Annotated in this window: 19 protein-coding genes and 1 pseudogene; 10 read left to right on the forward strand and 10 right to left on the reverse strand. The window is 67.8% G+C overall.

Annotated features, from left to right (window positions below; translation table 11 throughout):
* Positions 1-22 precede the first annotated feature (22 nt).
* On the forward strand, positions 23-1,147 hold the full coding sequence (locus ACYQR9_RS14015; protein WP_461226755.1) for a hypothetical protein: 1,125 nt from the start codon (positions 23-25) through the stop codon (positions 1,145-1,147).
* 98 nt (positions 1,148-1,245) lie between these two features.
* On the opposite strand, the gene ACYQR9_RS14020 is transcribed toward ACYQR9_RS14015, so the two are convergent.
* Together ACYQR9_RS14020 and ACYQR9_RS14025 are read right to left on the reverse strand one after the other, a co-directional pair.
* Positions 1,246-2,391, reverse strand: coding sequence for a 2'-deoxycytidine 5'-triphosphate deaminase (locus tag ACYQR9_RS14020; RefSeq protein WP_461226757.1), 1,146 nt, complete (start codon positions 2,389-2,391; stop codon positions 1,246-1,248).
* Positions 2,392-2,492: 101 nt separating this feature from the next.
* Positions 2,493-2,909 (reverse strand): hypothetical protein, encoded by a 417-nt coding sequence (locus tag ACYQR9_RS14025; RefSeq protein ID WP_056427618.1) that lies wholly within the window; start codon positions 2,907-2,909, stop codon positions 2,493-2,495.
* A gap of 131 nt (positions 2,910-3,040) precedes the next feature.
* Between ACYQR9_RS14025 and apaG the strand changes: the two genes are divergently transcribed.
* The 3 genes from apaG to speG all read left to right on the forward strand — a co-directional run bounded on the left by apaG (position 3,041) and on the right by speG (position 5,297).
* Positions 3,041-3,433 (forward strand): Co2+/Mg2+ efflux protein ApaG, encoded by a 393-nt coding sequence (gene apaG, locus ACYQR9_RS14030; protein ID WP_018044100.1) that lies wholly within the window; start codon positions 3,041-3,043, stop codon positions 3,431-3,433.
* Positions 3,434-3,540: 107 nt separating this feature from the next.
* Positions 3,541-4,716, forward strand: a complete 1,176-nt coding sequence (gene argE / locus ACYQR9_RS14035; RefSeq protein WP_461226758.1) for an acetylornithine deacetylase — start codon at positions 3,541-3,543, stop codon at positions 4,714-4,716.
* Positions 4,713-5,297, forward strand: a complete 585-nt coding sequence (speG, locus tag ACYQR9_RS14040; protein ID WP_461226760.1) for a spermidine N1-acetyltransferase — start codon at positions 4,713-4,715, stop codon at positions 5,295-5,297. The genes argE and speG overlap by 4 nt, the downstream gene beginning before the upstream one ends.
* Before the next feature lie 60 nt (positions 5,298-5,357).
* Here the strand turns inward: speG and ACYQR9_RS14045 are convergent.
* The 8 genes and pseudogenes from ACYQR9_RS14045 to ACYQR9_RS14080 all read right to left on the reverse strand — a co-directional run bounded on the left by ACYQR9_RS14045 (position 5,358) and on the right by ACYQR9_RS14080 (position 15,849).
* Positions 5,358-5,682, reverse strand: a pseudogene (locus ACYQR9_RS14045) (type II toxin-antitoxin system PemK/MazF family toxin).
* Positions 5,679-5,903, reverse strand: a complete 225-nt coding sequence (locus ACYQR9_RS14050; protein ID WP_056427629.1) for an antitoxin MazE family protein — start codon at positions 5,901-5,903, stop codon at positions 5,679-5,681. The pseudogene ACYQR9_RS14045 and the gene ACYQR9_RS14050 overlap by 4 nt, the downstream one beginning before the upstream one ends.
* A gap of 93 nt (positions 5,904-5,996) precedes the next feature.
* Complete coding sequence (gene pgl / locus ACYQR9_RS14055) at positions 5,997-6,728, reverse strand: 6-phosphogluconolactonase (protein ID WP_461226762.1); 732 nt, start codon at positions 6,726-6,728, stop codon at positions 5,997-5,999.
* A 69-nt stretch (positions 6,729-6,797) separates the two neighbouring features.
* Positions 6,798-7,772, reverse strand: coding sequence for a phosphogluconate dehydrogenase (NAD(+)-dependent, decarboxylating) (gene gnd / locus ACYQR9_RS14060; protein ID WP_311275477.1), 975 nt, complete (start codon positions 7,770-7,772; stop codon positions 6,798-6,800).
* A gap of 142 nt (positions 7,773-7,914) precedes the next feature.
* Entirely contained in the window at positions 7,915-10,767 is a 2,853-nt protein-coding gene (locus ACYQR9_RS14065) for a bifunctional transaldolase/phosoglucose isomerase (protein ID WP_461226765.1), read from the reverse strand.
* 227 nt (positions 10,768-10,994) lie between these two features.
* Complete coding sequence (tkt, locus tag ACYQR9_RS14070) at positions 10,995-13,070, reverse strand: transketolase (protein ID WP_461226767.1); 2,076 nt, start codon at positions 13,068-13,070, stop codon at positions 10,995-10,997.
* Between the two features lie 36 nt (positions 13,071-13,106).
* A complete protein-coding gene (locus tag ACYQR9_RS14075; RefSeq protein WP_461226769.1) occupies positions 13,107-15,029 on the reverse strand; it encodes a glycoside hydrolase family 15 protein in 1,923 nt (640 codons plus the stop codon).
* Between the two features lie 160 nt (positions 15,030-15,189).
* Complete coding sequence (locus ACYQR9_RS14080) at positions 15,190-15,849, reverse strand: hypothetical protein (RefSeq protein WP_461226771.1); 660 nt, start codon at positions 15,847-15,849, stop codon at positions 15,190-15,192.
* 235 nt (positions 15,850-16,084) lie between these two features.
* Here ACYQR9_RS14080 and ACYQR9_RS14085 point away from each other — a divergent pair, with 235 nt between their 5' ends.
* The 6 genes from ACYQR9_RS14085 to ACYQR9_RS14110 all read left to right on the forward strand — a co-directional run bounded on the left by ACYQR9_RS14085 (position 16,085) and on the right by ACYQR9_RS14110 (position 22,272).
* Entirely contained in the window at positions 16,085-16,672 is a 588-nt protein-coding gene (locus ACYQR9_RS14085) for an ANTAR domain-containing response regulator (RefSeq protein ID WP_018044090.1), read from the forward strand.
* Complete coding sequence (locus tag ACYQR9_RS14090; RefSeq protein ID WP_461226773.1) at positions 16,669-17,685, forward strand: CmpA/NrtA family ABC transporter substrate-binding protein; 1,017 nt, start codon at positions 16,669-16,671, stop codon at positions 17,683-17,685. Before ACYQR9_RS14085 ends, ACYQR9_RS14090 begins: the two co-directional genes overlap by 4 nt.
* A 321-nt stretch (positions 17,686-18,006) precedes the next feature.
* Complete coding sequence (locus ACYQR9_RS14095; RefSeq protein WP_056427653.1) at positions 18,007-19,296, forward strand: CmpA/NrtA family ABC transporter substrate-binding protein; 1,290 nt, start codon at positions 18,007-18,009, stop codon at positions 19,294-19,296.
* On the forward strand, positions 19,296-20,162 hold the full coding sequence (gene ntrB, locus ACYQR9_RS14100; protein WP_461226775.1) for a nitrate ABC transporter permease: 867 nt from the start codon (positions 19,296-19,298) through the stop codon (positions 20,160-20,162). The genes ACYQR9_RS14095 and ntrB overlap by 1 nt, the downstream gene beginning before the upstream one ends.
* A 75-nt stretch (positions 20,163-20,237) precedes the next feature.
* Positions 20,238-21,032, forward strand: a complete 795-nt coding sequence (locus ACYQR9_RS14105) for an ABC transporter ATP-binding protein (protein ID WP_207413488.1) — start codon at positions 20,238-20,240, stop codon at positions 21,030-21,032.
* 16 nt (positions 21,033-21,048) lie between these two features.
* Positions 21,049-22,272, forward strand: coding sequence for an NAD(P)/FAD-dependent oxidoreductase (locus ACYQR9_RS14110; protein ID WP_461226777.1), 1,224 nt, complete (start codon positions 21,049-21,051; stop codon positions 22,270-22,272).
* The last annotated feature ends 1 nt before the right edge of the window (position 22,273 follow it).

Below are 22,273 nucleotides of genomic sequence, written 5' to 3' on the forward strand. Positions count from 1 at the left end.
GAAAGCTATGGGAGAAACGTCCATGACGAAATTCGGACTGGGTCTTGCAGCATTACTGTTCTCGACATCTGTCTTCGCGCAAGGCGCGGCAGTCGGGGGATCGACCGGTACAGGCGCGGGATCGGCAGGCGCCGGCGCGCGCGAAAGCGTCGAGAGCGGGCAGGGCGGTCGTGGCGGAGCCGCGAATGCCGAACGGGGCGGGGCGCAGCGCGCAACGGAAAGCCGCGACGCGAACTCGGCACGACAGGAATCCTCCAGCCGCGATTCGGCCGGACGCGAATCACGGAACCAGGACATGCCCCGTCAGGGCGGGCGGGATGGCGGAGACCGTCAGGGCATGCGCGACGAGGGCCGGTCGATGCGGACCGAGTCCGAGGGACGCATGAGCCGCGACCGGAACGAGGTGAGAGAGAGCCGCAGCATCGAGCGGAACACGACCCGCGTCAGCGGCCGCTTTGACGGGGGCCAGCGTTCCGGGCGGTACGTGACGATTCGCGGGCAGAGGGTCGTCTACGGATCGCCGCAATATCGTCGGCTCGTGGTCGTCGAGCGCCGGGGCGGCGATCGTTATGTCCAGAACGGCCGCCGGCGCTTCGTGACGATCCGGGGTCAGCGCGTCGTCTACGGCTCGCCGGAATATCGGCGCCTCGTCACGATTCACCAGACGGGTTCGCGTCGATCCGGCGGGCGCTACGTGGTCATCCGCGGCCAGCGCGTTGTCTACGGCTCGCCCGAATATCGGCGTCTCACCGTCACCACCGCGCGGAGCGGTCGTGACAGCGTTTCGGTGAGCGGCCGCACCATCGAGCGCTACCGTGGCGGCGAGGAGCGGGTGTCCGGCCGCGCGACGGTGCGTAGCGAAGGCGGCATGCGTCGCGACGGCAATCGCGGCGGCGAGGCCGATCGTACGGTCGGCATGCAGCGGAACGAGACCGAGCGCGGCGGCATGCGCAATGCCGGTCGCGAAGGTGGCCAGGCGGGCGGCCAGGAGGGCAGCATCCGCAACGCGGCCGAGCGCGGCGACAACGGTGCCATGAAGCCGGCCGGCATGAACGGCCGGAGCGGTGGCGCGGAGCGCGGCAGAGGCGAGGGCGGCAGAAGCGAGGGGGGCAGAAGCGAGGGGGGCATGCCGGGCGGACGCAACTGATCCGCGCGCTCCTCCGACGATAGATGACAGCGAGGGGGAGGGATCACATCGTGACGCCTCCCCTTTCCTCGCGACCGGCTTTCGGGCCGGTGGCCGTCTCAGACGAAGTGCTTCGACAGTTTCAGCCCCTGGGCCTGATAGTTCGACCCGGCATCCGTGCCGTAGAGGGTGGCGGGCCGCTCGGCCATGCGCTCGTAGACGAGGCGGCCGACGATCTGGCCGTCTTCCAGCAGGAAGGGCACATCGCGCGAGCGCACTTCGAGCACGGCCCGCGCCCCGGCGCCGCCCGCGGCGGCAAAGCCGAAGCCGGGGTCGAAGAAGCCGGCGTAATGGACCCGGAATTCACCCACCAGCGGATCGAACGGCACCATTTCGGCGGCGAAATCCGGCGGCACCTGCACCGCTTCCTTGGAGGCGAGGATGTAGAATTGGCCGGGATCGAGGATCAGCGCGCCCGAGCCGTCGGCGGGAAGGGGCTCCCAGAATTCCGCGATAGCGTGCCGGCCCGGCGCATCCACATCGACGAGGCCGGTATGGCGCTTGGCGCGGTAGCCGATCAGCCCTGCGAACCCGGCGAGGTCCACCGAGACGGCGATGCCGCCCTGGAAGGACGGGTTGGCCGAAGCGACCAGAGGGGTCGCCGTATGCAGCGCGGCGAGTTCGGCATCGGACAGGCGCGGCTCACCGCGACGGAAGCGGATCTGCGACAGGCGTGAGCCGGTGCGGACACGGACCGGGAAGGTGCGGGGCGAGATTTCGGCATAGAGCCGGCCCTGGTAGCCCGCCTCGACCTGATCAAAGGCTTGGCCCCGGTCGGTGATGACGCGGGTGAACACATCGATGCGGCCGGTGGAGCTCTTCGGATTGGCGCTGGCCGCCACATCGGCCGGAAGCGCCAGGGTCTCCTGCAATTCGGCGATGTAGACGCACCCGGTCTCCAGCACCGCACCCCGCGTCAGGTCGATCTCATGAAGGGCGAAGGCCTCGATACAGGCCGAGACCGGCCGGCTACCGGGCAGGAAACTCGTGCGGACCCGGAAAGCGCGAGCCCCCAGGCGTAGGTCGAGGCTGGCCGGCTGGACCTGATCCGCCGCGAAAGGGGTTTCGGGGAGAATGGCACCGGCCGCATGCAAAGCCTGGATGCCCTGCGCGGCCAGGATGCCGCCTGAACGCGGGCTTATAGAAGGCGGGCTTGCAGAAGGAGAGGGGCCCGGTCGTGCCGTGTCCTGCTTGGTATCCGGCATGGTCTCGCGTCGCCCGCTCCGAACTAGGCCACCGCCCCCGGCTGGGGATCGCGACTGCCGCATGGTTTCGCACAGTCTCTCGCGTATCCTCTAAGGGTCCCTTAACCCTCCTCGTCCCTGCCGATCCGCAACACGATCCAGGCGACCACCAGACGGGCGATGGCCCCCATGGCGATCAGGCCCGCCAGCGCGCTGGCCAACGGCGGAAAGCCTGCGGGCCACAGCAGGAGCGCGACGGCGAAGAGCACGGCCCCGAGGCCTGCCGCCGGGCCGAAGGCGAGAACCACGGACGGCAAGCCGGCGATTCGGGGCGCGGGGCCGCGTCGGGCCAGGAGCGCGCCTGCCAGCAGGGCGAGACCGTCGAGCAGGAGCGCGCCGCCCAGGGCCAGGGCCGGCCAGCCGTTCCGCTCCGGCATGGTGAAGGCGAAGGCACCGGCGAGACCCGCGATCGCGAGGCTGGCGAGAACCGCACGGCCTGGAGACGGCGCCGGCCGGTGCGAGAGGGTCTCCTCGACCACGGGACACGACCTTCCGATTGGAGCGGGCTATCCCGCATTCAGCACGATTGACGCAATTTCGCCCGGGACGTACCACGGCGAAAAGGCTATGTCGCTTCGGGTGGGCGACGGTACGGGAGGCTTTGAAGGCGATGTACAAGGCCCAGACGCGCGGCATCAGCGTGACCGTCCAGCCCCGCTTCGTCGAGGAGGAATCCTCCCCCGACGAAAGCCGGTATTTCTTCGCCTACACCGTCGAGATCGTGAATAACGGCTCCGAGCAGGTCCAGCTGCGTTCGCGCCACTGGCGCATCGTCGATGGGCGCGGCGAGACCCAGGAGGTGCGCGGCGCCGGCGTGGTCGGCAAGCAGCCCGTTCTCGGCCCCGGCGAGTCGTTCAGCTATACCAGCGGTTGCCCGCTCACCACGCCCGACGGCCTGATGGCCGGCAGCTACACCATGTCCACCACCGCTGGTGAGAGCTTCGAGGCCGAGATCCCCGCCTTCTCCCTCGATTCGCCGCACGTCCGCCGCAGCGTCCACTAAGCAGGTTCACGTTGGCAGGCCAACGCTTCACCCTGCTTCGGTTTTTGCCCTGACGCAGGTTTTTGCCACAAAACCGGGGGCCACTTTTGCGAAACCTGCTTAGGCCGATGTCGGGTGGCGGAGAACGGTTGAGCACGCTCGACCTGCTGGCGCACCTCGTCGCCTTCGACACGGAGAGTTCGCGCTCCAACCTCGCGCTCATCGACAGCGTCTGCGCCTATCTCGACGGCTGGGGCGTGAGCTATGTGCGCATCCCCAGTGAAGCGGGTGACAAGGCGGCGATCTTCGCCACGATCGGCCCGAAGATGGATGGCGGCATCGTCCTGTCGGGCCATACCGACGTGGTGCCGGTGACGGGACAGGCCTGGACCACCGATCCTTTCACCCTGCGGGTCGCCGATGGGCGTGCCTACGGGCGCGGCTCCGTGGACATGAAGGGCTTCTGCGCCCTGGCGCTGGCAGCCGTCCCGGACATGCTCGCTGCCGACCTCAAGCGGCCGATCCACATCCTGCTTTCCTACGACGAGGAGACCACGTGTCTCGGCGTCGCCGACACCATCGCCCGGTTCGGCAAGGATCTCCCCCGGCCGGGGGCGGTGATCGTGGGCGAGCCCACCGATCTCGACGTAGCCGATGCCCATAAGAGCATCGTCACCTATTTCACCACCGTCCACGGCCACGAGGCGCATTCGGCGAAACCCATGCTCGGCGCCAACGCCGTGATGGCGGCGGCCGAGCTCGTCTCCGAATTGAACCGCATCGCCGATGCGATGATCGAGCGCGGCGATGCCTCCGGTCGCTTCGACCCGCCCTCCACCACCGTGCATGTGGGCACGATCTCCGGTGGGACGGCGCGCAACATCCTGCCCAAGGTCTGCACCTTCCACTGGGAGTTCCGCGGCCTGCCCGATCTCGACATGGCCGAGATCCCGGCCCTGTTCGCGGCCAAGGCCGAGACGGTGCTGAAGGACCGGCTCAACCGCTACGGCGATTACGGGCGGATCGAGACCATCGAAGAGGTGGCGGTGCCGGGCCTCGCCCCCGAGCCGGGCTCGGAGGCCGAGCGGCTGGCCTTGCGGGTAGCGGGTCGCAACCACACCATCTCCGTTTCCTACGCCACCGAGGCGGGACGCTTCCAGAAGGCGGGCATACCCACCGTCGTCTGCGGCCCCGGCTCCATCGACCAGGCCCACCAGCCGGACGAGTACATCACCCTTGCCGCCCTCGAGGCCGGCGAGGCATTCATGCGCCGTCTCATCTCGGAATGCGTCGTAACTCCATGAGCCAGTTCGTTCCCCGTACCATCGCGGCCGACGGCCCGGTGAAGCTCCGCCCGCTGGAACGCGAAGACCTGATGTTCGTGCATCAGCTCAACAACAACGACAGCATCATGCGCTACTGGTTCGAGGAGGCCTACGAGTCCTTCGCCGAACTGGCGCAGCTCTACGAGCGCAACATCCACAACCAGACCGAGCGGCGCTTCATCATCGCCAATTCTGAGGGCGCCCCGGCGGGCCTCGTGGAGTTGGTGGAGATCAACCACCTGCACCGGCGCTGCGAATTCCAGATCGCGATCCACCCCGCCTTCCAGGGCCAGGGTTACGCCCCGCGCGCCACCCGCATCGCCATGGATTACGCCTTCAGCGTCCTCAACATCCACAAGCTCTACCTGCACGTGGACAAGGACAACGCCCGCGCCGTCCGCATCTACGAGCGTTGCGGCTTCGTGCCCGAAGGCATCCTCAAGGACGAGTTCTTCGTCAACGGCAAGTATCGCGACGCGGTACGGATGTGCCTGTTCCAGCCGGAATACCTGGCCCGGCGCGGCAGCGGCGATATTTCGGAGCCGGTGCTGAAGTCGTAGCCGTCGATCCCGGAAAGTTTCTTATCGGCCAAGTGCGATCACCCTGGCAGCGATCCGCGCTCAGGCAATGGCGAAAAACACAGCCAGCGCCCGCGTCACCGCCAGCATCGTCTCGGCATCGAGATACCCGATCCGTGCGCCGATCTTCTCACGCTTCACCGACATGGTCTTGTCCACCATGACCTGTGAGCGCTTCTTCAAGCCATTGGCCTCAGTCGGCTCGATGGTCGTGCGGATCAGGGGAGCCTCGGCCAGCGTGCCGGATATCAGCAGGACCGTGACCGTGCCGGTCTCAGCGAACGCGTCCGATTGGATGATGGAGGGCTGGACGAGGTTTGCCGAAATCGCCGGGCATGGCGATGGTGACGAGATCGCCCCGCTTCATGCCTCGCGCTCAGGGAGCATATCGACGAGCGCGGCCTCCATGAAGGCATCCAGTTCCCGATCGGCCGCATCTGTCGCCGCGACGACCCGAGCCTGTCGCGCGCATTCTTCGGCAAAGCCCGCCCTTCGGGTGTCGGGCACCCAGATCTGGATGGGCCGAAGGCCAGCCGCCCGGAGCGCATCACGACGCTTGCTGACACGCTGACCGACAGTTGCCGACATGACGAGTCCTTCCAGAGTCGTTACATGTAACGTAGGCTCCGCATGCGACCATGCCAAGGGGCCAGGACAGTGACGGACCGCCGGTCGCAGGTCTCAGCCGAAATCAGCGGCCGCGCGGTCGAGCAGCCATGTCAGGTTGCCGATGCTCGAGATGTAGCGCGCGGGCAGATCGTCGCCCTTTGCGATGCGTGCGAGGGGATCGCGCTTGCCGGCTCCCGTCACCAGGACGAGAAGCTGGCGCGAAGAAGCAAGCGCCGGGAAGGTGAGGGTGATGCGCGGCACGAACGGCGCGAGCCCGGCCTCCGGGACCGGCGCCACCCAGGCCTGACGCTCAGCGAGCGCGGGCTTGCCCGGGAACAGCGACGCGGTGTGCCCGTCCTCGCCGATCCCAAGGAGGACGAGATCGAAGAGCGGGCGCGCCGGGTCGAGTTCGTCGGCGCCATAGAAGCTCTTCAAGGTCTCGGCATAGGCGGATGCTGCCGAGTCCAGCGTCCCGTCGGTGGGAATACCGTGGAGATGGCCCTCGGGGATCGGGGCGTCCCCGAACGCCGCGCGGGCCATGTGCATGTTGCTGGCCTCATCGGTCCAGGGCACGAACCGGTCGTCGCCGAAGAACCAGTGCAACCGGTCCCAGGGGAGGGCACTGACATAGTCGGGCCCGCCCAGCAGGGTGTAGAGCCGCTTCGGCGTGGACCCACCGGAGAGGCAGATGGCGATGCGCTCCTGCTTGCTCTCGGCGCAGAGAGTGACGAGGCGGTCCGCCGCCGCGCGGGCGACGCTCTCGCCATCAGGAAAGATTTCCGCGTTGTTCGGTAGCGGGATCATGCGGCGACGCTTCCTCCTGGTCTGGTCCTCGATCGTCTGTCCGGCAGGCTATATTGCCTGCACGACAGGCTATTTCGGTTCGACGTGGCCGCCGAAGCCCTTGCGCATGGCCGACAGCAGCTTGTCCGCGTAGGAGGCGTCCTCGCGGGAGCGGAAGCGGGCATAGAGGGCGGCGGAGAGCACATTGGCCGGCACCGATTCCTCGATGGCCGCGTTCAGGGTCCAGCGCCCCTCGCCGGAATCGGCGACGAAGCCTGAGAAACCGTCCAGAGCCTCGTTGCCCGCCAGCGCCCCCGCCGTGAGGTCGAGGAGCCAGGACGAGACCACGCTGCCGCGCCGCCACACTTCGGCGATGTCGCCGATATTGAGGTCGAAGCGCTGGTCCTCGGCCAGATCCTTCGAATTGGCGTGTTTCAGGATGTCGAATCCCTCGGCATAGGCCTGCATCAACCCGTACTCGATGCCGTTATGGACCATCTTGACGAAATGCCCGGCGCCGCTCGGCCCGGCATGGATGTAGCCTTCCTCGGCGCGGGCGTCGCGGCCCTCGCGACCCGGCGTCTTCGGGATGGTGCCGACGCCCGGTGCCAGGGTCTTGAAGATCGGGTCGAGCCTGTCGAGGGCGTCGTTGCTCCCCCCGATCATCATGCAATAGCCGCGTTCCAGGCCCCAGACGCCGCCCGACGTGCCGACATCGACGTAGTGGATGCCCTTCGGCTTCAGGGTGGCCGCCCGCCGGATGTCGTCCTTGTAGAAGGAATTGCCGCCATCGATGATGACGTCGTCCGGCTGCATCAGGTCGCCGAGCTGCGCCACCGTGGCCTCGGTGATCGCGCCCGCCGGTAGCATCACCCAGGCCGCGCGCGGCACGTCGAGTTTGGAGACGAACTCCTCCAGGCTCGCCGCCCCGGTGGCGCCCTCGGCGACCAGGGCCGCCACGGCCTCCGGGTTCTGATCGAAGACCACGGCCGTGTGCCCGTCCCGCAGGAGGCGGCGGACGATGTTGCCGCCCATCCGGCCGAGGCCGATCATGCCGAGTTGCATTGGGGATCTCCGTTGCTTTCCCCTCCCCCTTGTGGGGAGGGGTCAGAGGTGGGGGTCGTGCCGCTTGCCTCAGGAGAAAGAGGGTCACCCAAACACCCCCACCTCCGGCTCCTCCCCACAAGGGGGAGGAGAGGGCCTCAGATCACGCCAAAGCCGCCTTGATCGCCGCCGCGATGCGCTTCAGCCCAGCTTCCACGTCGCCGCCCTTGATGTGGACGCGCAGGGCCCGGCGGCCGCGCTCGGCCAGGACCGCGAAATCGCCCCGTGCCTGGGCCGCCACCACGGTGCCGAAGCCCAGCGCCCGGCCGGGGATCGCGAGATCCTCGGACGGATCGGCGGTGATCTGCAGGAACACGCCGGTATCCGGCCCGCCCTTGTAGGCCTGTCCCGTGGAATGGAGGAAGCGCGGCCCGAATTCGAGGCAGGTCGCGACCTTGCGCTTGTCGCGCAGAGCGATGCGCGCCTCCTGCAGGATGGCGTGGTGCGCCTCGTTACGGTCGACGTAGGCCAGCAGCGCGGCGTAGTCGCCGTCCTTGATCCGCGCGAGATGAGCCTTCAGTGCCGCCTCGAACCCCTCTCCAGTCTGCGGCAGCGCTCCGGCATTGGCCGGGTCCGCGTAAAGGGCGATGGTCTCGTCTTCGAAGAGCGGCGTCTCGGAGGGCAGCGAACCGCTTTTCTCGGCGGCGTCGAAGAGCTTCTTCGTCTCGATCTTGCTCGCTTCCACGTCCGGCTGGTCGAACGGGTTGATGCCGAGCAGCGCGCCGGCGACGGCAGTCGCCATCTCGAAGCGGAAGAATTCCTGCGGCAGCTGCTCCTCGTTCGCCATGGTGATGTGGGCGACGGGGTGGCCCTCGCGCTCCAGGCTACGCACCGCCTCGTCCTGCTGGGCATCCGCCCGGTTGTCGAGACGCAGATAGACGAAGAAGCGGTCGCGGCCATAGACCGCCGGCACGCCGACCGGCTCGCCGTCGACGGGGATGAGACCCTTGCCGTCCTTGCCGGTGGATTCGGCGATGAGCTGCTCGGCCCAAGCCCCGAACGTATCGATGCCGGGGGAGGCGATGAACGTGACCTTGTCACGACCGTCATGGAGCGCAGCCGCCGCCATGGCGGTGCCCAGTAGGACACCGGGGTTCTGGGCGGGCGGCACGGCCGGGCCGCAGGAGCGGACCATGGTCCGCGCCGTGTCGAGGAAGTCCTTCACATCGATGCCGGACGCCGCAGCAGGCACCAGTCCGAAGGCGGAGAGCACCGAATAGCGCCCGCCGATCTGCTTCACACCGTAGAAGATCCGGCGGAAATTGTCGGCCTTGGCCGCCGCCTCCATGGCCGAGCCGGGATCGGTGACGGCCACGAAATGCGCCCCGGCCCGCTCACCGACCAGAGCCTTCATCCGGCCGAGGAAGTAATCGCGGAACACGTTGGGCTCGAGGGTGGAGCCGGATTTCGAGGCGACGATGAACAAAGTCGTCTCGAGATTCACCGCGCTTTCCACGGCGCGGACCTGATCGGGATCGGTGGAATCGAGGATGCGCAGCGTCGGGAAACCGTCACGGCTGCCATAGGTCTCGGCCAGCACTTCCGGTCCGAGGCTCGACCCGCCCATGCCGAGGACGACGACGTCGGAGAAGCCGGTCTGGCGGACATCCTCGGCGAAGGCCTGGTATTCGGAGACTCGGGCGAGTTCGTCCTCGACGATGCGAAGCCAGCCGAGCCACTGGTCCTCGTCGGCATTCGACCAGACCGTCTTGTCATGCGCCCAGAGCCGGCGGATCGAGCCCGAGGCGCGCCAGGATTCGACCGCTTTCTTCGCCTCGGCGCCAATGGCATCGCCGAGAATGAGGGTCTGGCCGTCGAGCTTGGCGCCGAGGAAATCGACGCGCTTGCCCGCCACCGCGCCCAGGAGCTTGTCGGCGGCGTCGATGAAGAGCTGGACGCCTTCCTCCACGAGTTGCTGGGCCACCGCCCCGATATCGATGCCGGCCCTGGCGAGGCGGGCCATCACGGCCTCGGCGTCACCGACATTCTCCTCGATGGCGGACTTGACCGTGCCGTGGTCGCGGAACGCGTCCATCGTGGCCGGCGGCATGGTGTTGACGGTATCCGGCCCGATCAGCTCCCCGACATAGAGCACATCGGAATAGGCCTTGTTCTTGACGCCGGTGGAGGCCCAGAGCAGGCGCTGCGCCTTGGCGCCCTTCTGCGCGAGCGCCTGCCATTTCGGCTCGGCGAAGATGCGCTTGTAGCGCTGGTAGGCGAGCTTGGCGTTGGCGATGGCCACCTTGCCCTTGAGGGCTTCCAGTTCCGCCTTTTCGTCGGGATCGTTGGCTTCCGCGATCTTGGCGTCGAGGGCCTTGTCGATGGTGACGTCGATACGGCTGATGAAGAAGCTCGCCACGCTGGCGACCTTCGAGACGTCGCCGCCCTTGGCGCCGAACTCTTCCAGGCCGGCGATGAAGGCGCGCGCCACCTCTTCGTAGGAATCCTGGCCGAACAGCAGCGTGACGTTGATGCTGATCCCGTCGGCGGTGAGGGCCCGGATCGCCGGGATGCCGGCCGGGGTGGCGGGCACCTTCACCATCAGGTTGTCGCGGGCCACGGTCTTGTGCAGACGGCGGGCCTCGTCGAGGGTCTCCTCGGTGTCGAGGGCGAGATAAGGCGAGACTTCGAGGCTGACATAGCCGTCGGCGCCGTCGCTCTCCTCGTAGACGGGGCGCAGCACGTCGGCCGCCGCCTGGATGTCGGCGATGGCACAGCCTTCGTAGAGATCGATGACACGGGCATCGCCCGCATCCATGACCTCCTTCAGCGCGCCGTCATATTCCGTGGAATCGCCGATCGCCTTCTCGAAGATCGAGGGGTTCGAGGTCACGCCCCGCAGGCCGTCCTCGTCCACCAGCTTCTTGAGGCGTCCATCGGCGATGAAACCGCGGGCCACGAAATCCAGCCACACGGCCTGGCCCTGTTCAGGGAAGAGAGCCTTGAGCGGGTTCATGCAAAAACTCCTCGTGGTCGGTCGTCGTGAGTAGCGCGCGAAAGGCAGCGTCGTTCAGCACTCGTTGTCAGGATGCGCGCCTCTCCCCCCCTTGTGGGGAAGAGCCGGAGGTGGGGATGGCTCCGCTGGCCTCCGCGGCCCGCGGGTCACCCAACCACCCCCACCCCTGACCCTCCCCACAAGGGGGAGGGGGACGTGCGTTCCGTCCTTCAGGGAACCCGCGAGACCTACTTCTTGTGCCGCGCGATCTGGTCGCGGGCGGCCTGCAGCACCTTCTCCGGCGTGAAGCCGAACTTGGTCTGCAGATCCTTGATCGGGGCCGAGGACCCGAACGTATGCATGCCGATGATCGCGCCGGCGGAGCCCGCATAGCGGTCCCAGCCGATCACCGAGCCCTGCTCGACGGCGACACGGGCCAGCACCTCCGGCGTCAGCACCGTGTTGCGGTAGGCTTCGTCCTGACGCTCGAACAGGTCCCAGGACGGCATCGAGACCACGCGGGCCTTGATGCCCTCCGCCGTCAGCGCGTCGTAGGCCGAGACGCAGAGCTGCACCTCGCTGCCCGTGCCGATGAGGATGACCTCCGGCGTACCGTCGCAATCGGCCAGCACGTAGCCGCCCTTCGCGACGCCGGCGGCGCTGCCGTACTTGGTCCGGTCGAAGGTCGGCAGCGGCTGGCGGCTGAGGGCCAGCACCGCCGGCTGATTCTTCAGCCCCATGATGACCCGGTAGGCTTCCGCCACCTCGTTGGCATCCGCCGGACGCAGGGTGACGAGGCCCGGGATGGCGCGGAGCGTCAGGAGCTGCTCCACCGGCTGGTGGGTGGGCCCGTCCTCGCCGACGCCGATCGAATCGTGCGTGAAGACGTGGAAGACCGGCAGCTCCATCAGCGAGGCGAGGCGGATCGGCGGGCGCATGTAATCGGCGAAGACCAGGAAGGTCGCGCCGTAGGCGCGCAGGCCGACGAGGCCGAGACCGTTGACGATCGACCCCATGGCGTGTTCGCGCACGCCGAAATGGATGTTGCGGCCGCCCGGCTCGAAGGGCGACAGGGTACCGGCCCCCTCGAATTCGAGCTTGGTCTTGTTGGAGGGCGCCAGATCCGCCGAGCCGCCGAGCAGGTGGGGCACGTTCTTGGCGATGGCGTTGAGCACCTTGCCGGAGGATTCGCGGGTGGCCATGCCCTTGGCGTCGGCCGGGAAGACCGGGATGTCCTTGTCCCAGCCCTCTGGCAGGCGGCCCGTGAGGAGGGCGTCGATCTCTTCGGCCAGGGCCGGATCGGAGGCCTTGGCCTCGGCCATGAAGCCTTCCCAGGTGGCGAACAGCTCGGCGCCGCGCTGGCCGATGCCGCTACGGAAGTTCTCGATGACGCCGTCCGGCACCAGGAACTGGGAATCCTCGGGCCAGCCATAGGCCCGCTTGGCGCCCTTCACCTCTTCTTCGCCCAGGGCGTCGGAATGGGCCTTCGAGGTGTTCTGCTTCTTGGGCGCGCCGAAGCCGATGATCGAGTTGACGACGATGAGCGTCGGCCGGTCGCTGGATTGGAGGAAGGTCTCCAGGGCGGCGGAAATGGCATGGACGTCGTTGGCGTCGGCCACCCGCAGGACCTGCCAGCCATAGCTGAGGAAGCGGGTCGCCACCTCTTCAGAGAAGGCGAGCTCGGTGTGCCCCTCGATGGTGATCGTGTTGTTGTCGTAGATCCAGCACAGGTTCGACAGGCGCAGATGCCCGGCGATGGAGGCGGCCTCAGCGGCCACGCCCTCCATCAGGTCGCCATCCGAGCAGATCGCGTAGACGTTGAAGTCGAACAGCGGCAGGTCGGGGCGGTTCAGGGTCTCACCGAGGAAGCGGCCGCCCATCGCCATGCCGACGGAATTCGCCACACCCTGGCCGAGCGGCCCGGTCGTGGTCTCGACGCCGGTGGTGAAATGGTATTCCGGGTGCCCCGGCGTCTTGCTGTCGAGCTGGCGGAAGTTCTTGATGTCTTCGATGGTGATGGCCGGCTCGTTGCCGCCATCGCTCTGGGCGACACCGGCGAGGTGCAGCAACCCGTAGAGCAGCATCGAGGCGTGGCCCGCCGAGAGCACGAACCGGTCGCGGTTGGGCCAGTGCGGATGCGCCGGGTCGTAGCGCAGGTAGCGGTTCCACAGGGTGTAGGCCACGGGCGCCAGGGCCATCGGCGCGCCGGCATGGCCGGAATTCGCCTTCTGCACCGCGTCGATCGCCAGGGTACGCAGGGTGTCGATGGAGAGCTTGTCGATCTCGCTCAGTTCACCCTTCGGCTTGGTCTCGGCTCCGCTCATGGTCTCGTCTTCCTACTCTTTACGGGGCTGCGGCGATCAGCTGTGCTGGGCCGCGGCGCCTTCTAGATTTGCGCCACCCTGGCTGGGAGAGCTCGCCTGGCTGGGAGAGTTCGGCTGGCTGGGAGAACCCGCCCGGTTCGGCGATGTGGCCCGGGCGAGGGCAGATTTCTCGCTGCGCTCCCGCGCCGGCCCGCTGGCACGGCTATAGTTCAAAATCGTGTTCACCAACGTGACGTGACTGAACGCCTGGGGGAAATTGCCGACAAGGCGCTTGGCTCCCACGTCGTATTCCTCGGCCACGAGCCCGACATCGTTGCAAACGCCGATGAGGCGTTCGATCAACTCCCGCGCCTCGTGGCAGCGGTCGAGACCGATCAGATTGTCGGCGTACCAGAAGCTGCAGGGCAGGAAAGCCCCCTCGCCGCCGGGCAGACCATCGGTATTGTCATCCTCGGTGTCGTAGCGCAGCACGAACCCATCGCGCATCAGGTGTTTGCCGATGGCCTCCACCGTGCCGACGACGCGCGGGTCGTCCTGGGGCAGGAAGCCCATATGGGCGATGAGGAGCAGGCTCGCATCGAGGGTCTTGGCCCCGTAATACTGGACGAAGCTGTTCAGCTCCTTGTCGAACCCCTTCTCGCAGACCTCCTCGTGGATATGGTCGCGGATCGCGCGCCAGCGATCCACGGGGGCGGGCGGCCCCTCGCCCATCTCGAAGGAGCGGATGGCCCGGTCGAAGGCGACCCAGGCCATGACCTTGGAATGGACGAAGTGACGGCGCCCGCCGCGCACCTCCCAGATGCCTTCGTCGGGCTCGCTCCAGACCTTCTCCAGATGCTCCAGCAGGGCGAGGCCCACGCGCCAGCCATCGGCATCGCCGAGCAGGCCACGCTGGCGGGCCTGGTAGAGCGCGTCGAAGATCTCGCCGTAGACGTCGAGCTGGAACTGGTTGACCGCGGCATTGCCGATCCGCACCGGCTTCGAACCCTCGTAGCCGGGAAGCCAGTCGAGCTCGATTTCGGGCAGGAGACGCTCCCCGGCGATGCCGTAGAGGATGTGGGCCTGTTCCGGATTGCCGGCCACCGCGCGGATCAGCCAGTCGCGCCAGGCCCGCGCCTCGTCGAGAAAGCCGCCATCCATCAGTGCGATGAGGGTGAAGGTCGAATCCCGCAGCCAGCAGAACCGGTAATCCCAGTTGCGTACGCCGCCGAGCTCCTCGGGCAGGGAGGTGGTGGGCGCGGCCACGATCCCGCCCGTCGGCGTGTAGATCAGGGCCTTGAGCGTCAGCAGCGAGCGCTTGAGGATCGCGTCCCAGGGCGTGCCGGACGCGCAGCGGCTCGACCAGTCGCGCCAGTAGCGGTCGGTCTGGAACAGCACCTTGCGCGGCTCGATCGGCGGCGGATCGTCCTCGTGCGAAAGGCCGTAGCTGAGGCAGAACGACTGGCTCTCGCCCTTCGCCACGGTGAAGTCCGAGACCGTGGTCTGGCCGACCCCGTCGAGGGGCGCGCGGGTGCGGAGAACCACCTTATGGGGGCCGGAAATCGCCCGCAGGTCGCCGAGCTCGTTATGGGACACCCACGGCACCGCGAGCCCATAATCGAAGCGCACCGCCAGGACCATGCGCATGTCGACCGAGCCGGACAGGCCTTCGACGATGCGCACCATGTGCGACCCGTCATTGGCCGGCATGTAGTCGATCACCCTGGCCTCGCCCGCGGAGGTCACATAGCGCGTCTCGAGGACAAGGCTGCCTTCGCGGTAGCGGCGCGTGACCGTAGCCTCGCCATCCACCGGGGACAGTTTCCAGAACCCGTGTTCCTCGGTGCCGAGGAGGGAGGCGAAACAGGCGGCGGAATCGAAACGGGGCCAGCAGAGCCAGTCGATGCTGCCGTCGCGCCCGATGAGCGCAGCGGTGCGGCCATCGCCGACCAGCGCGTAATCCTCGATCCGTCCCGCCATGCCCATCCTTGCCGCCGGGCCCCCGCGGCAATGCGGTCGTCGCGCCCGTCTCGTCGACGAAGGCTCACCTAGTCCCCGACAGGGGGAGAATCCAGCGGCAAAGCTCTGAAAGAAAGGCCGGACCGGCCCGAAACCGCGCGTGACCCGCAGCGCGGTGCGATCAGGGCCGCAACGGCAGGCGGTCGACGAGCCCGGTCACGACATTGCCGAGGGCCATGGCCTCGGCGCCCACCGCCGCGCTCTGGGTGCCGACGAAGCTGCCGGCACGGGTGATCGCGGAGATGGCCGGCGCGAAGGGCAGGGCGAGATGCGGAATGAGTTCCTCGTCCGCCTCGGCCTCTACCCGGAACGGCTCGGGCGAGATGGCGGCCTTCGCGGCGACGACCGACGGGACCCGATTGGCGTCCGGTCTCGTCGCTTCGGTCTTCGCCATTTCGGACCGCGCGGAATCGGGCCGGCGTTGAGACGGCTTCGCGGCGGCGGTGCGGGATGTCGCGCGACGCGGCGCGATGCTGGCGGTCGTGGTCACGAGGTCGCGCAGCGGAAACTGATCACGGAAGGCGAAAGCGGCCGGGACGAAGGCCGTGCCCAGATCGGCGGTCTCGATCGGCCTCGCCTGCGCCGTCCGGCTCTCCATCTCGACGATCCGCGTGCTGGCGGGCGTCTCGGGAATGGGCGCGGAGGGCGTCTGGCAGAGGAAGGAGGCGGCGGAGACGATCACCGCGACGACGATCGTCGGCAGCAGGGGAAGCGCCATGCCGGTCCCCGCCTCGGAGGCGAGGGCGTTCTCGACAGGCTGCGATATGCGGCACTCCACCATCCGAACACCTCACCCCGACCTTCGACATCGCCATAAGCGCCCGCGTTTGCGGCGGAAGCTGGGCCATTTCCTTTCCTGAACGTGTCGAAAGGTACCTGAGCCGACGATTTGGCCACGGACTTTTTCGGCGATGCCGATTTTCGGGTAGATCCGTGCGGTCGCGCGCTGTGTTAGGTACGCCTCTTGCCCGTTCCCGCCGGCACGAACCGGCCGTCCCGCCCCCCATTGGGCTCCGATGACAGAACCTTCCTTCACCGTCGCCGTGATCGATCCGAGCCGGGCCCGCGCCGCGATCCTCGAAGAGGGCCTGCGCGCCGCCGGAATCGCGGATGTGGTCATCATCCCCGATACCGCCGACCTGCCGGCGCAGGTGGCCGCCCTCAATCCCGACGTGGTGGTGATCCACCTGGAGAGCCCCAGCCGGGACATCCTCGAACAGATGTCGGGCCTGTCCCGCCATGTGGAGCGGCCGGTGGCGATGTTCGTCGACCGCTCGGACGCACCGATGATGCAGGCGGCGGTGGATGCCGGCATCTCGGCCTATGTGGTGGACGGGCTGCATCCCCAGCGCATCCGGTCGATCCTCGACATCGCCATCCTGCGGTTCCAGGCCTTCGCCCGGCTGCAGCGGGAACTGGTGGAGGCGCGGGGCGAACTCGCCGACCGGAAGATCGTGGAGCGCGCCAAGGGCATCCTCATGGCCGCCCGCTCCCTGAGCGAGGAGGAGGCCTACAAGCTGATGCGGCGCAAGGCCATGAACGAGAAGAGCAAGATCGCCGACATCGCCCGCGCCATCGTCACCACGGCGGACCTGTTCGGATGAGGCTCGCGCTCGGATACGTCCCCCTCGTGGATGCCGCGAGCCTGATCGCGGCGGCGGAGCTCGGCTTCGCACGGGCCGAGGGGCTCACCCTCGACCTCGTGCGCGAGCCCTCCTGGGCGACCCTGCGCGACAAGCTGGCGGTGGGCCATCTCGACGGCGCGCATATGCTGGCGCCCCTCGCCATCGCCAGCGCGCTCGGGCTGAGCGGGCCGCAGACCCGGCTTTGCGTACCCATGGCACTCAACCTCAACGGCAACGCGATCACGGTGTCCCGTCCCCTGTGGGAGGCGATGGAGGCCGCGGACGACGAGGTGGACACCGTGGCCGCCGCTTTCGCGCGCATCGCCCTGCGGCGGGAGCGGGAGGGGAGGCCGTTGACGCTGGGAACGGTGCATCCGTTCTCCAGCCACACCTACCAGCTCCGGATCTTCGCCGAGCGCGGCGGCCTCGACCTCGACACGCAGACGCGCCTCGTCGTGATCCCGCCGCCACAGATCGCCGAGGCGCTGCGGCGAGAACTGATCGACGGGTTCTGCGTCGGCAGCCCCTGGAACAGCGTCGCCGTGGCGGAGGGGTATGGCCGCATCGCGGTCCTGGGCAGTGAACTCCTGCCCGATTGCCCGGAAAAAGTTCTGGCCCTGCCGGAATCGGAGGCGCCGCGCTGCGCCCCCCTGGTGCGGGCCCTCGACCGCGCCGGGCGCTGGTGCGCCGATCCCGGCAACAGCGCCGAACTCGCCTCCCTCCTTTCGCACGATGGCTACCTGAATGTACCGGCGCCGATTCTCGAACGGGCGCTCACGGGGGACGTGGTGGTGGATAACGGCGGGCGTCGGCGGCGGGACCCGCATTTCAGCCTGTTCGGCGAGCGGGCGCACCGGCCCGACCCCGCCCATGCGGATTGGTTCATCGGTGAGGCGGAGCGCGCCGGACAGCTTGTCGCCTCCGACGAACTTCGCTCCGCAGCCCGTGCGATCTACCGCCCGGACCTGTTCGATGCCGCTCTGAGCGGCTGATCGGGGCCGGACGCCGCTTTTGGCGGCACGACAAGCCTCACGATTGTGCAACGCACGCCCCGCCATCCCAGCCGGGCCGTATGCCTCCTCGCGCCCTCCGAACCGCCTTCGGCCTTAGAGCCGTTACAGGCTGAACGGCGTTTGGCACGGAACCTGCTGTGCCTATCCCGCTCGTCAACGGCGACGGGCACGAATGTCGGCAGAGCCGCTGACCCAAGTAACCCGTTGGCGCGCTTTCGCGGCTGCCTTCGGTTGCGTTTGGGCGGCGGTTTTTTTTCGTCTTCGGGTCGACTGCTTAAGCTTCGAGGGATCGAGTTTTCCATGACTGACGGGTTTCAGAACAGCCGCCGCAGCCTCTTGAAGGGCGCCGCCGCGACCTTGTCGCTGGCAGCCCTGGCGCGCACTGCGCTGCCCGGCGGTGCCTTCGCGCAGGGGGCGGGCCCCGAGGTGAAGGGCGCCAAGCTCGGCTTCATCGCGCTCACCGATGCCGGCCCGCTCTTCGTCGCCAAGGAAAAGGGCTTCTTCGCCAAGCACGGCATGCCCGACGTGGAGGTGCTGAAACAGGCGAGCTGGGGCACTACCCGCGACAACCTCGTGCTCGGCTCCGAGGGCAACGGCATCGACGGCGCGCACATCCTGACGCCGATGCCCTACCTCATCAGCGCCGGTCGGGTGACGCAGAACAACGTCCCCGTGCCGATGCAGATCCTGGCCCGGCTCAATACCAACGGCCAGTGCGTCTCGGTGGCCAAGGAGTATCTGGACGCCAAGGTCGCGCTCGATTCCAAGGTGTTCAAGGCCGCGATCGACAAGAAGAAAGCCGCCGGCAAGTCGGTGAAGGCGGCCATGACCTTCCCCGGCGGCACCCACGACCTCTGGATCCGCTACTGGCTCGCCGCCGGCGGGATCGACCCCGACAAGGACATCGAGACCATCGTCGTGCCGCCGCCCCAGATGGTGGCGAACATGAAGGTCGGCACGATGGATTGCTTCTGCGTGGGCGAGCCGTGGAACGCGCAGCTCGTGCAGCAGGGCCTCGGCTACACCGCGCTGACCACCGGCGAATTGTGGAAGGATCACCCGGAGAAGGCGTTCGCCATGCGCGCCTCCTGGGTCGAGAAGAACCCCATCGCCGCCAAGGCTCTGACCATGGCCGTGCTGGAAGCGCAGATGTGGTGCGACAAGCCCGAGAACCGGGATGAGTTCGCCGCCATCGTCGCCAAGCGCCAGTGGATCAACATCCCCGTCGGCGATGTCGCCGGCCGCATGAAGGGCACCATCGATTACGGCGACGGCCGCGTGGTCGAGAACAGCCCCTACGTCATGAAGTTCTTCGCCGACAACGCCTCCTACCCCTACCAGAGCCACGACCTCTGGTTCCTCACCGAGGACATCCGCTGGGGCAAGTTCGACGCGCAGACCGACACCAAGGCGCTCATCGCCAAGGTGAACCGTGAGGATATCTGGCGCGACGCCGCGAAGGCACTGGGCGTCACCGCGATCCCGAGCTCCACGTCGCGCGGCAAGGAGACCTTCTTCGACGGGAAGGTCTTCGATCCCGCCGATCCCGCCGCCTACCTGTCCAGCCTCGGCATCAAGAGGATCGCGTGATGGCCAACACCTCCACCATCGCCGTGACGGGGGCCGCCGCGAAGCCGGCGGCCAAGGCCCCGCGCAAACCCCTGGTGACCCTGGCGACGTTCCGCCAGATCGCCGTCAACCTGATCCCGCCGATCGTGGTGCTGATCGCCTTCCTGGTGATCTGGGAGCTGCTGTGCTCGCGGCCCACCGCCGGCCTGCCGCCGCCTTCGCGCGTCGTCACCGAGGCGTGGGACATCATCGCCCACCCGTTCTACGACAATGGCGGCACCGACAAGGGCCTGTTCTGGCACATCTATGCCAGCATCCAGCGCGTCGCCTTCGGCTTCGCCCTGGCCACCGTCGTGGGCATCATGGTCGGCACCCTGATCGGCCAGTCGGACTGGGCCATGCGCGGCCTCGACCCGATCTTCCAGGTGCTGCGCACGATTCCGCCGCTGGCCTGGCTGCCGCTCTCCCTCGCGGCGTTCCGCGACGGCCAGCCCTCGGCCATCTTCGTGATCTTCATCACCTCGATCTGGCCGATCATCATCAACACGGCGGTGGGCATCCGCAACATCCCGCAGGATTACCGCAACGTGGCGGCGGTGCTGCGCCTCAACCCGATCGAATTCTTCGTGAAGATCATGCTGCCCTCGGCGGCTCCCTACATCTTCACGGGGCTTCGCATCGGCGTCGGCCTGTCCTGGCTCGCCATCGTGGCGGCCGAGATGCTCATCGGCGGCGTCGGCATCGGCTTCTTCATCTGGGACGCCTGGAACTCGTCGCACATCTCCGAGATCATCGTCGCCCTCGTCTATGTCGGGGTGATCGGGTTCTTCCTCGACCGGTTCGTGGCCTTCATCGGCACCCTCGTCACCCGCGGCGCCACCGCCTGAACGCCTCCGCGCGGCGCGTCGGGCTCTGACCCCGCGCCGTGCCCCGACCGCCTCTCGCAGAGGGACACGAGACCCATGAGCTATCTCAGCATCGAGAATGTCGGCATCAGCTTCACCCGCGCCGGGCGCACCAACGAGGTGCTGCGCGACGTGAGCGTGAAGATCGACAAGGGCGAGTTCGTCTCGCTGATCGGCCATTCCGGCTGCGGCAAGTCGACGGTGCTCAACATCGTGGCCGGGCTGCTCAAGGCCTCCACCGGGGGCGTCCTCCTGGAAGAGAAGGAGGTGAACAGCCCCGGCCCGGACCGCGCCGTGGTGTTCCAGAACCATTCCCTGCTGCCCTGGCTGACCGTGCGCGAGAACGTGGCTTTGGCCGTCGAGAAGGTGCTGAAGGGCAAGAAGACCCGGGCCGAGCGGTCCGAATGGATCGACCACAACCTCGCCCTCGTGAACATGACCCATGCCGCAGACCGCCGCCCCAACGAGATCTCGGGCGGCATGAAGCAGCGCGTCGGCATCGCCCGCGCGCTGGCCATGGAGCCGAAGGTCCTCCTCCTCGACGAGCCCTTCGGGGCGCTGGACGCGCTCACCCGTGCCCACCTCCAGGACTCGCTCATGGACATCCATGCGCGGCTCAAGAACGCCGTCATCATGATCACCCACGATGTCGACGAGGCGGTGCTGCTCTCGGACCGGATCGTGATGATGACCAACGGCCCCTCGGCCACGGTCGGCGAGATCCTGAAGGTCGATCTCGAGCGTCCCCGCCGCCGCCTCGATCTGGTGGAGGACGCGACCTACACCCATGCCCGCGCCGCAGTGCTCGAGTTCCTCTATGCCCGCCACGCCAAGCCCGCCATGGCGGCGTGAGGATCGGACGCAGGTCATGAAGGAGCGTCTGGTGGTGATCGGCAACGGCATGGCGTCGTTGCGCTTTCTGGAGCGGCTGACCGAGCGCGCGCCCGGTCGCTACGACGTCACCGTCGTGGGTGCCGAGCCGCAGGCGGCCTATAACCGCGTGCTGCTCTCGTCGCTGCTGGGCGGTGAGGTCGACGAAGCGGCTTGCGCCTTTCGTGGTCTCGACTGGTACGAGGCGCACGGCATCCGCCTCATCACCGGCGCGCCGGTGACGCAGGTCGACCGGGAGAACGCCCTCGTCATGGTCGGCGAGACCCATGTCCTGCCCTTCGACAAGCTCGTCCTCGCGGTGGGTTCGCTGCCGATCCGGCTGCCGAAGCCCGGCATGGACCTGCCCGGCATCATCACGTTTCGCGATCTCGCCGATGTGGCGGCCATCCGGAAAGCGGCGGTCACCGGCGCGCGGGCCATCGTCATCGGCGGCGGCCTGCTCGGGCTGGAGGCCGCCGTCGGCCTCGCCCGGCTCGGGGTCGACACGACCCTGCTCCACGTCATGGACCGGCTGATGGAGCGCCAGCTCGACCACCACGCCGCCGGCCTGGTGAAGCGCGCCATGGAATCCCGCGGAATCCGCGTGCTGCTCAAGGCCGATACCGCCCATGTGGAGGGCGACGGCCGGGTCGAGCGCCTTGTCCTGTCGGACGGTACGGTGCTGCCGGCCGATCTCGTGGTGATGTCCGTGGGCGTGCGGCCCAATGCCGTCCTGGCCCAGGGCGCCGGGCTCGATGTCGGGCGTGGCATCAAGGTCGACGACCGGATGACGAGCTCCGATCCGCGCATCTTCGCTCTCGGCGAATGCGCCGAGCATCGCGGCATGGTCTACGGCCTCGTCGAGCCCGCCTACGACCAGGCCGAAGTGCTGAGCCGCCACCTCGTCGGCGAGGAAGCCGCCTATCTCGGCACCTCACTGGCCACCAGCCTCAAGGTCTCGGGCCTGCCGGTCTTCTCGGCCGGCGAGATCGAGGCGCCCGAACATGCCGAGACGGTGGTGATGTCGGATCCCGGCCTCGGCCTCTACCGCAAGCTGATCATCGGCGACGGCAAGCTCCTCGGCGCCGTCTTCGTCGGCGACATCGCCGAACAGGGCTGGTGCAAGACGCTGATCCGCACCGGCGAACCGATCGCCGATCACCGAGACGACCTGATGTTCGGGCGCGTCCACGCCCCCGATTCCCAATCCCTGGCAGCATGAT

This window comes from Methylobacterium sp. CM6241 (assembly GCF_054817845.1).

Coding starts and splice junctions, on each gene's coding strand:
- ACYQR9_RS14015 (WP_461226755.1), top strand. CDS start 23: ATGACGAAATTCGGACTGGGTCTTGCAGCATTACTGTTCTCGACATCT.
- ACYQR9_RS14020 (WP_461226757.1), bottom strand. CDS start 2,391: ATGCCGGATACCAAGCAGGACACGGCACGACCGGGCCCCTCTCCTTCT.
- apaG (WP_018044100.1), top strand. CDS start 3,041: ATGTACAAGGCCCAGACGCGCGGCATCAGCGTGACCGTCCAGCCCCGC.
- argE (WP_461226758.1), top strand. CDS start 3,541: ATGTCGGGTGGCGGAGAACGGTTGAGCACGCTCGACCTGCTGGCGCAC.
- speG (WP_461226760.1), top strand. CDS start 4,713: ATGAGCCAGTTCGTTCCCCGTACCATCGCGGCCGACGGCCCGGTGAAG.
- ACYQR9_RS14050 (WP_056427629.1), bottom strand. CDS start 5,903: ATGTCGGCAACTGTCGGTCAGCGTGTCAGCAAGCGTCGTGATGCGCTC.
- pgl (WP_461226762.1), bottom strand. CDS start 6,728: ATGATCCCGCTACCGAACAACGCGGAAATCTTTCCTGATGGCGAGAGC.
- gnd (WP_311275477.1), bottom strand. CDS start 7,772: ATGCAACTCGGCATGATCGGCCTCGGCCGGATGGGCGGCAACATCGTC.
- ACYQR9_RS14065 (WP_461226765.1), bottom strand. CDS start 10,767: ATGAACCCGCTCAAGGCTCTCTTCCCTGAACAGGGCCAGGCCGTGTGG.
- tkt (WP_461226767.1), bottom strand. CDS start 13,070: ATGAGCGGAGCCGAGACCAAGCCGAAGGGTGAACTGAGCGAGATCGAC.
- ACYQR9_RS14075 (WP_461226769.1), bottom strand. CDS start 15,029: ATGGCGGGACGGATCGAGGATTACGCGCTGGTCGGCGATGGCCGCACC.
- ACYQR9_RS14080 (WP_461226771.1), bottom strand. CDS start 15,849: ATGGTGGAGTGCCGCATATCGCAGCCTGTCGAGAACGCCCTCGCCTCC.
- ACYQR9_RS14085 (WP_018044090.1), top strand. CDS start 16,085: ATGACAGAACCTTCCTTCACCGTCGCCGTGATCGATCCGAGCCGGGCC.
- ACYQR9_RS14090 (WP_461226773.1), top strand. CDS start 16,669: ATGAGGCTCGCGCTCGGATACGTCCCCCTCGTGGATGCCGCGAGCCTG.
- ACYQR9_RS14095 (WP_056427653.1), top strand. CDS start 18,007: ATGACTGACGGGTTTCAGAACAGCCGCCGCAGCCTCTTGAAGGGCGCC.
- ntrB (WP_461226775.1), top strand. CDS start 19,296: ATGGCCAACACCTCCACCATCGCCGTGACGGGGGCCGCCGCGAAGCCG.
- ACYQR9_RS14105 (WP_207413488.1), top strand. CDS start 20,238: ATGAGCTATCTCAGCATCGAGAATGTCGGCATCAGCTTCACCCGCGCC.
- ACYQR9_RS14110 (WP_461226777.1), top strand. CDS start 21,049: ATGAAGGAGCGTCTGGTGGTGATCGGCAACGGCATGGCGTCGTTGCGC.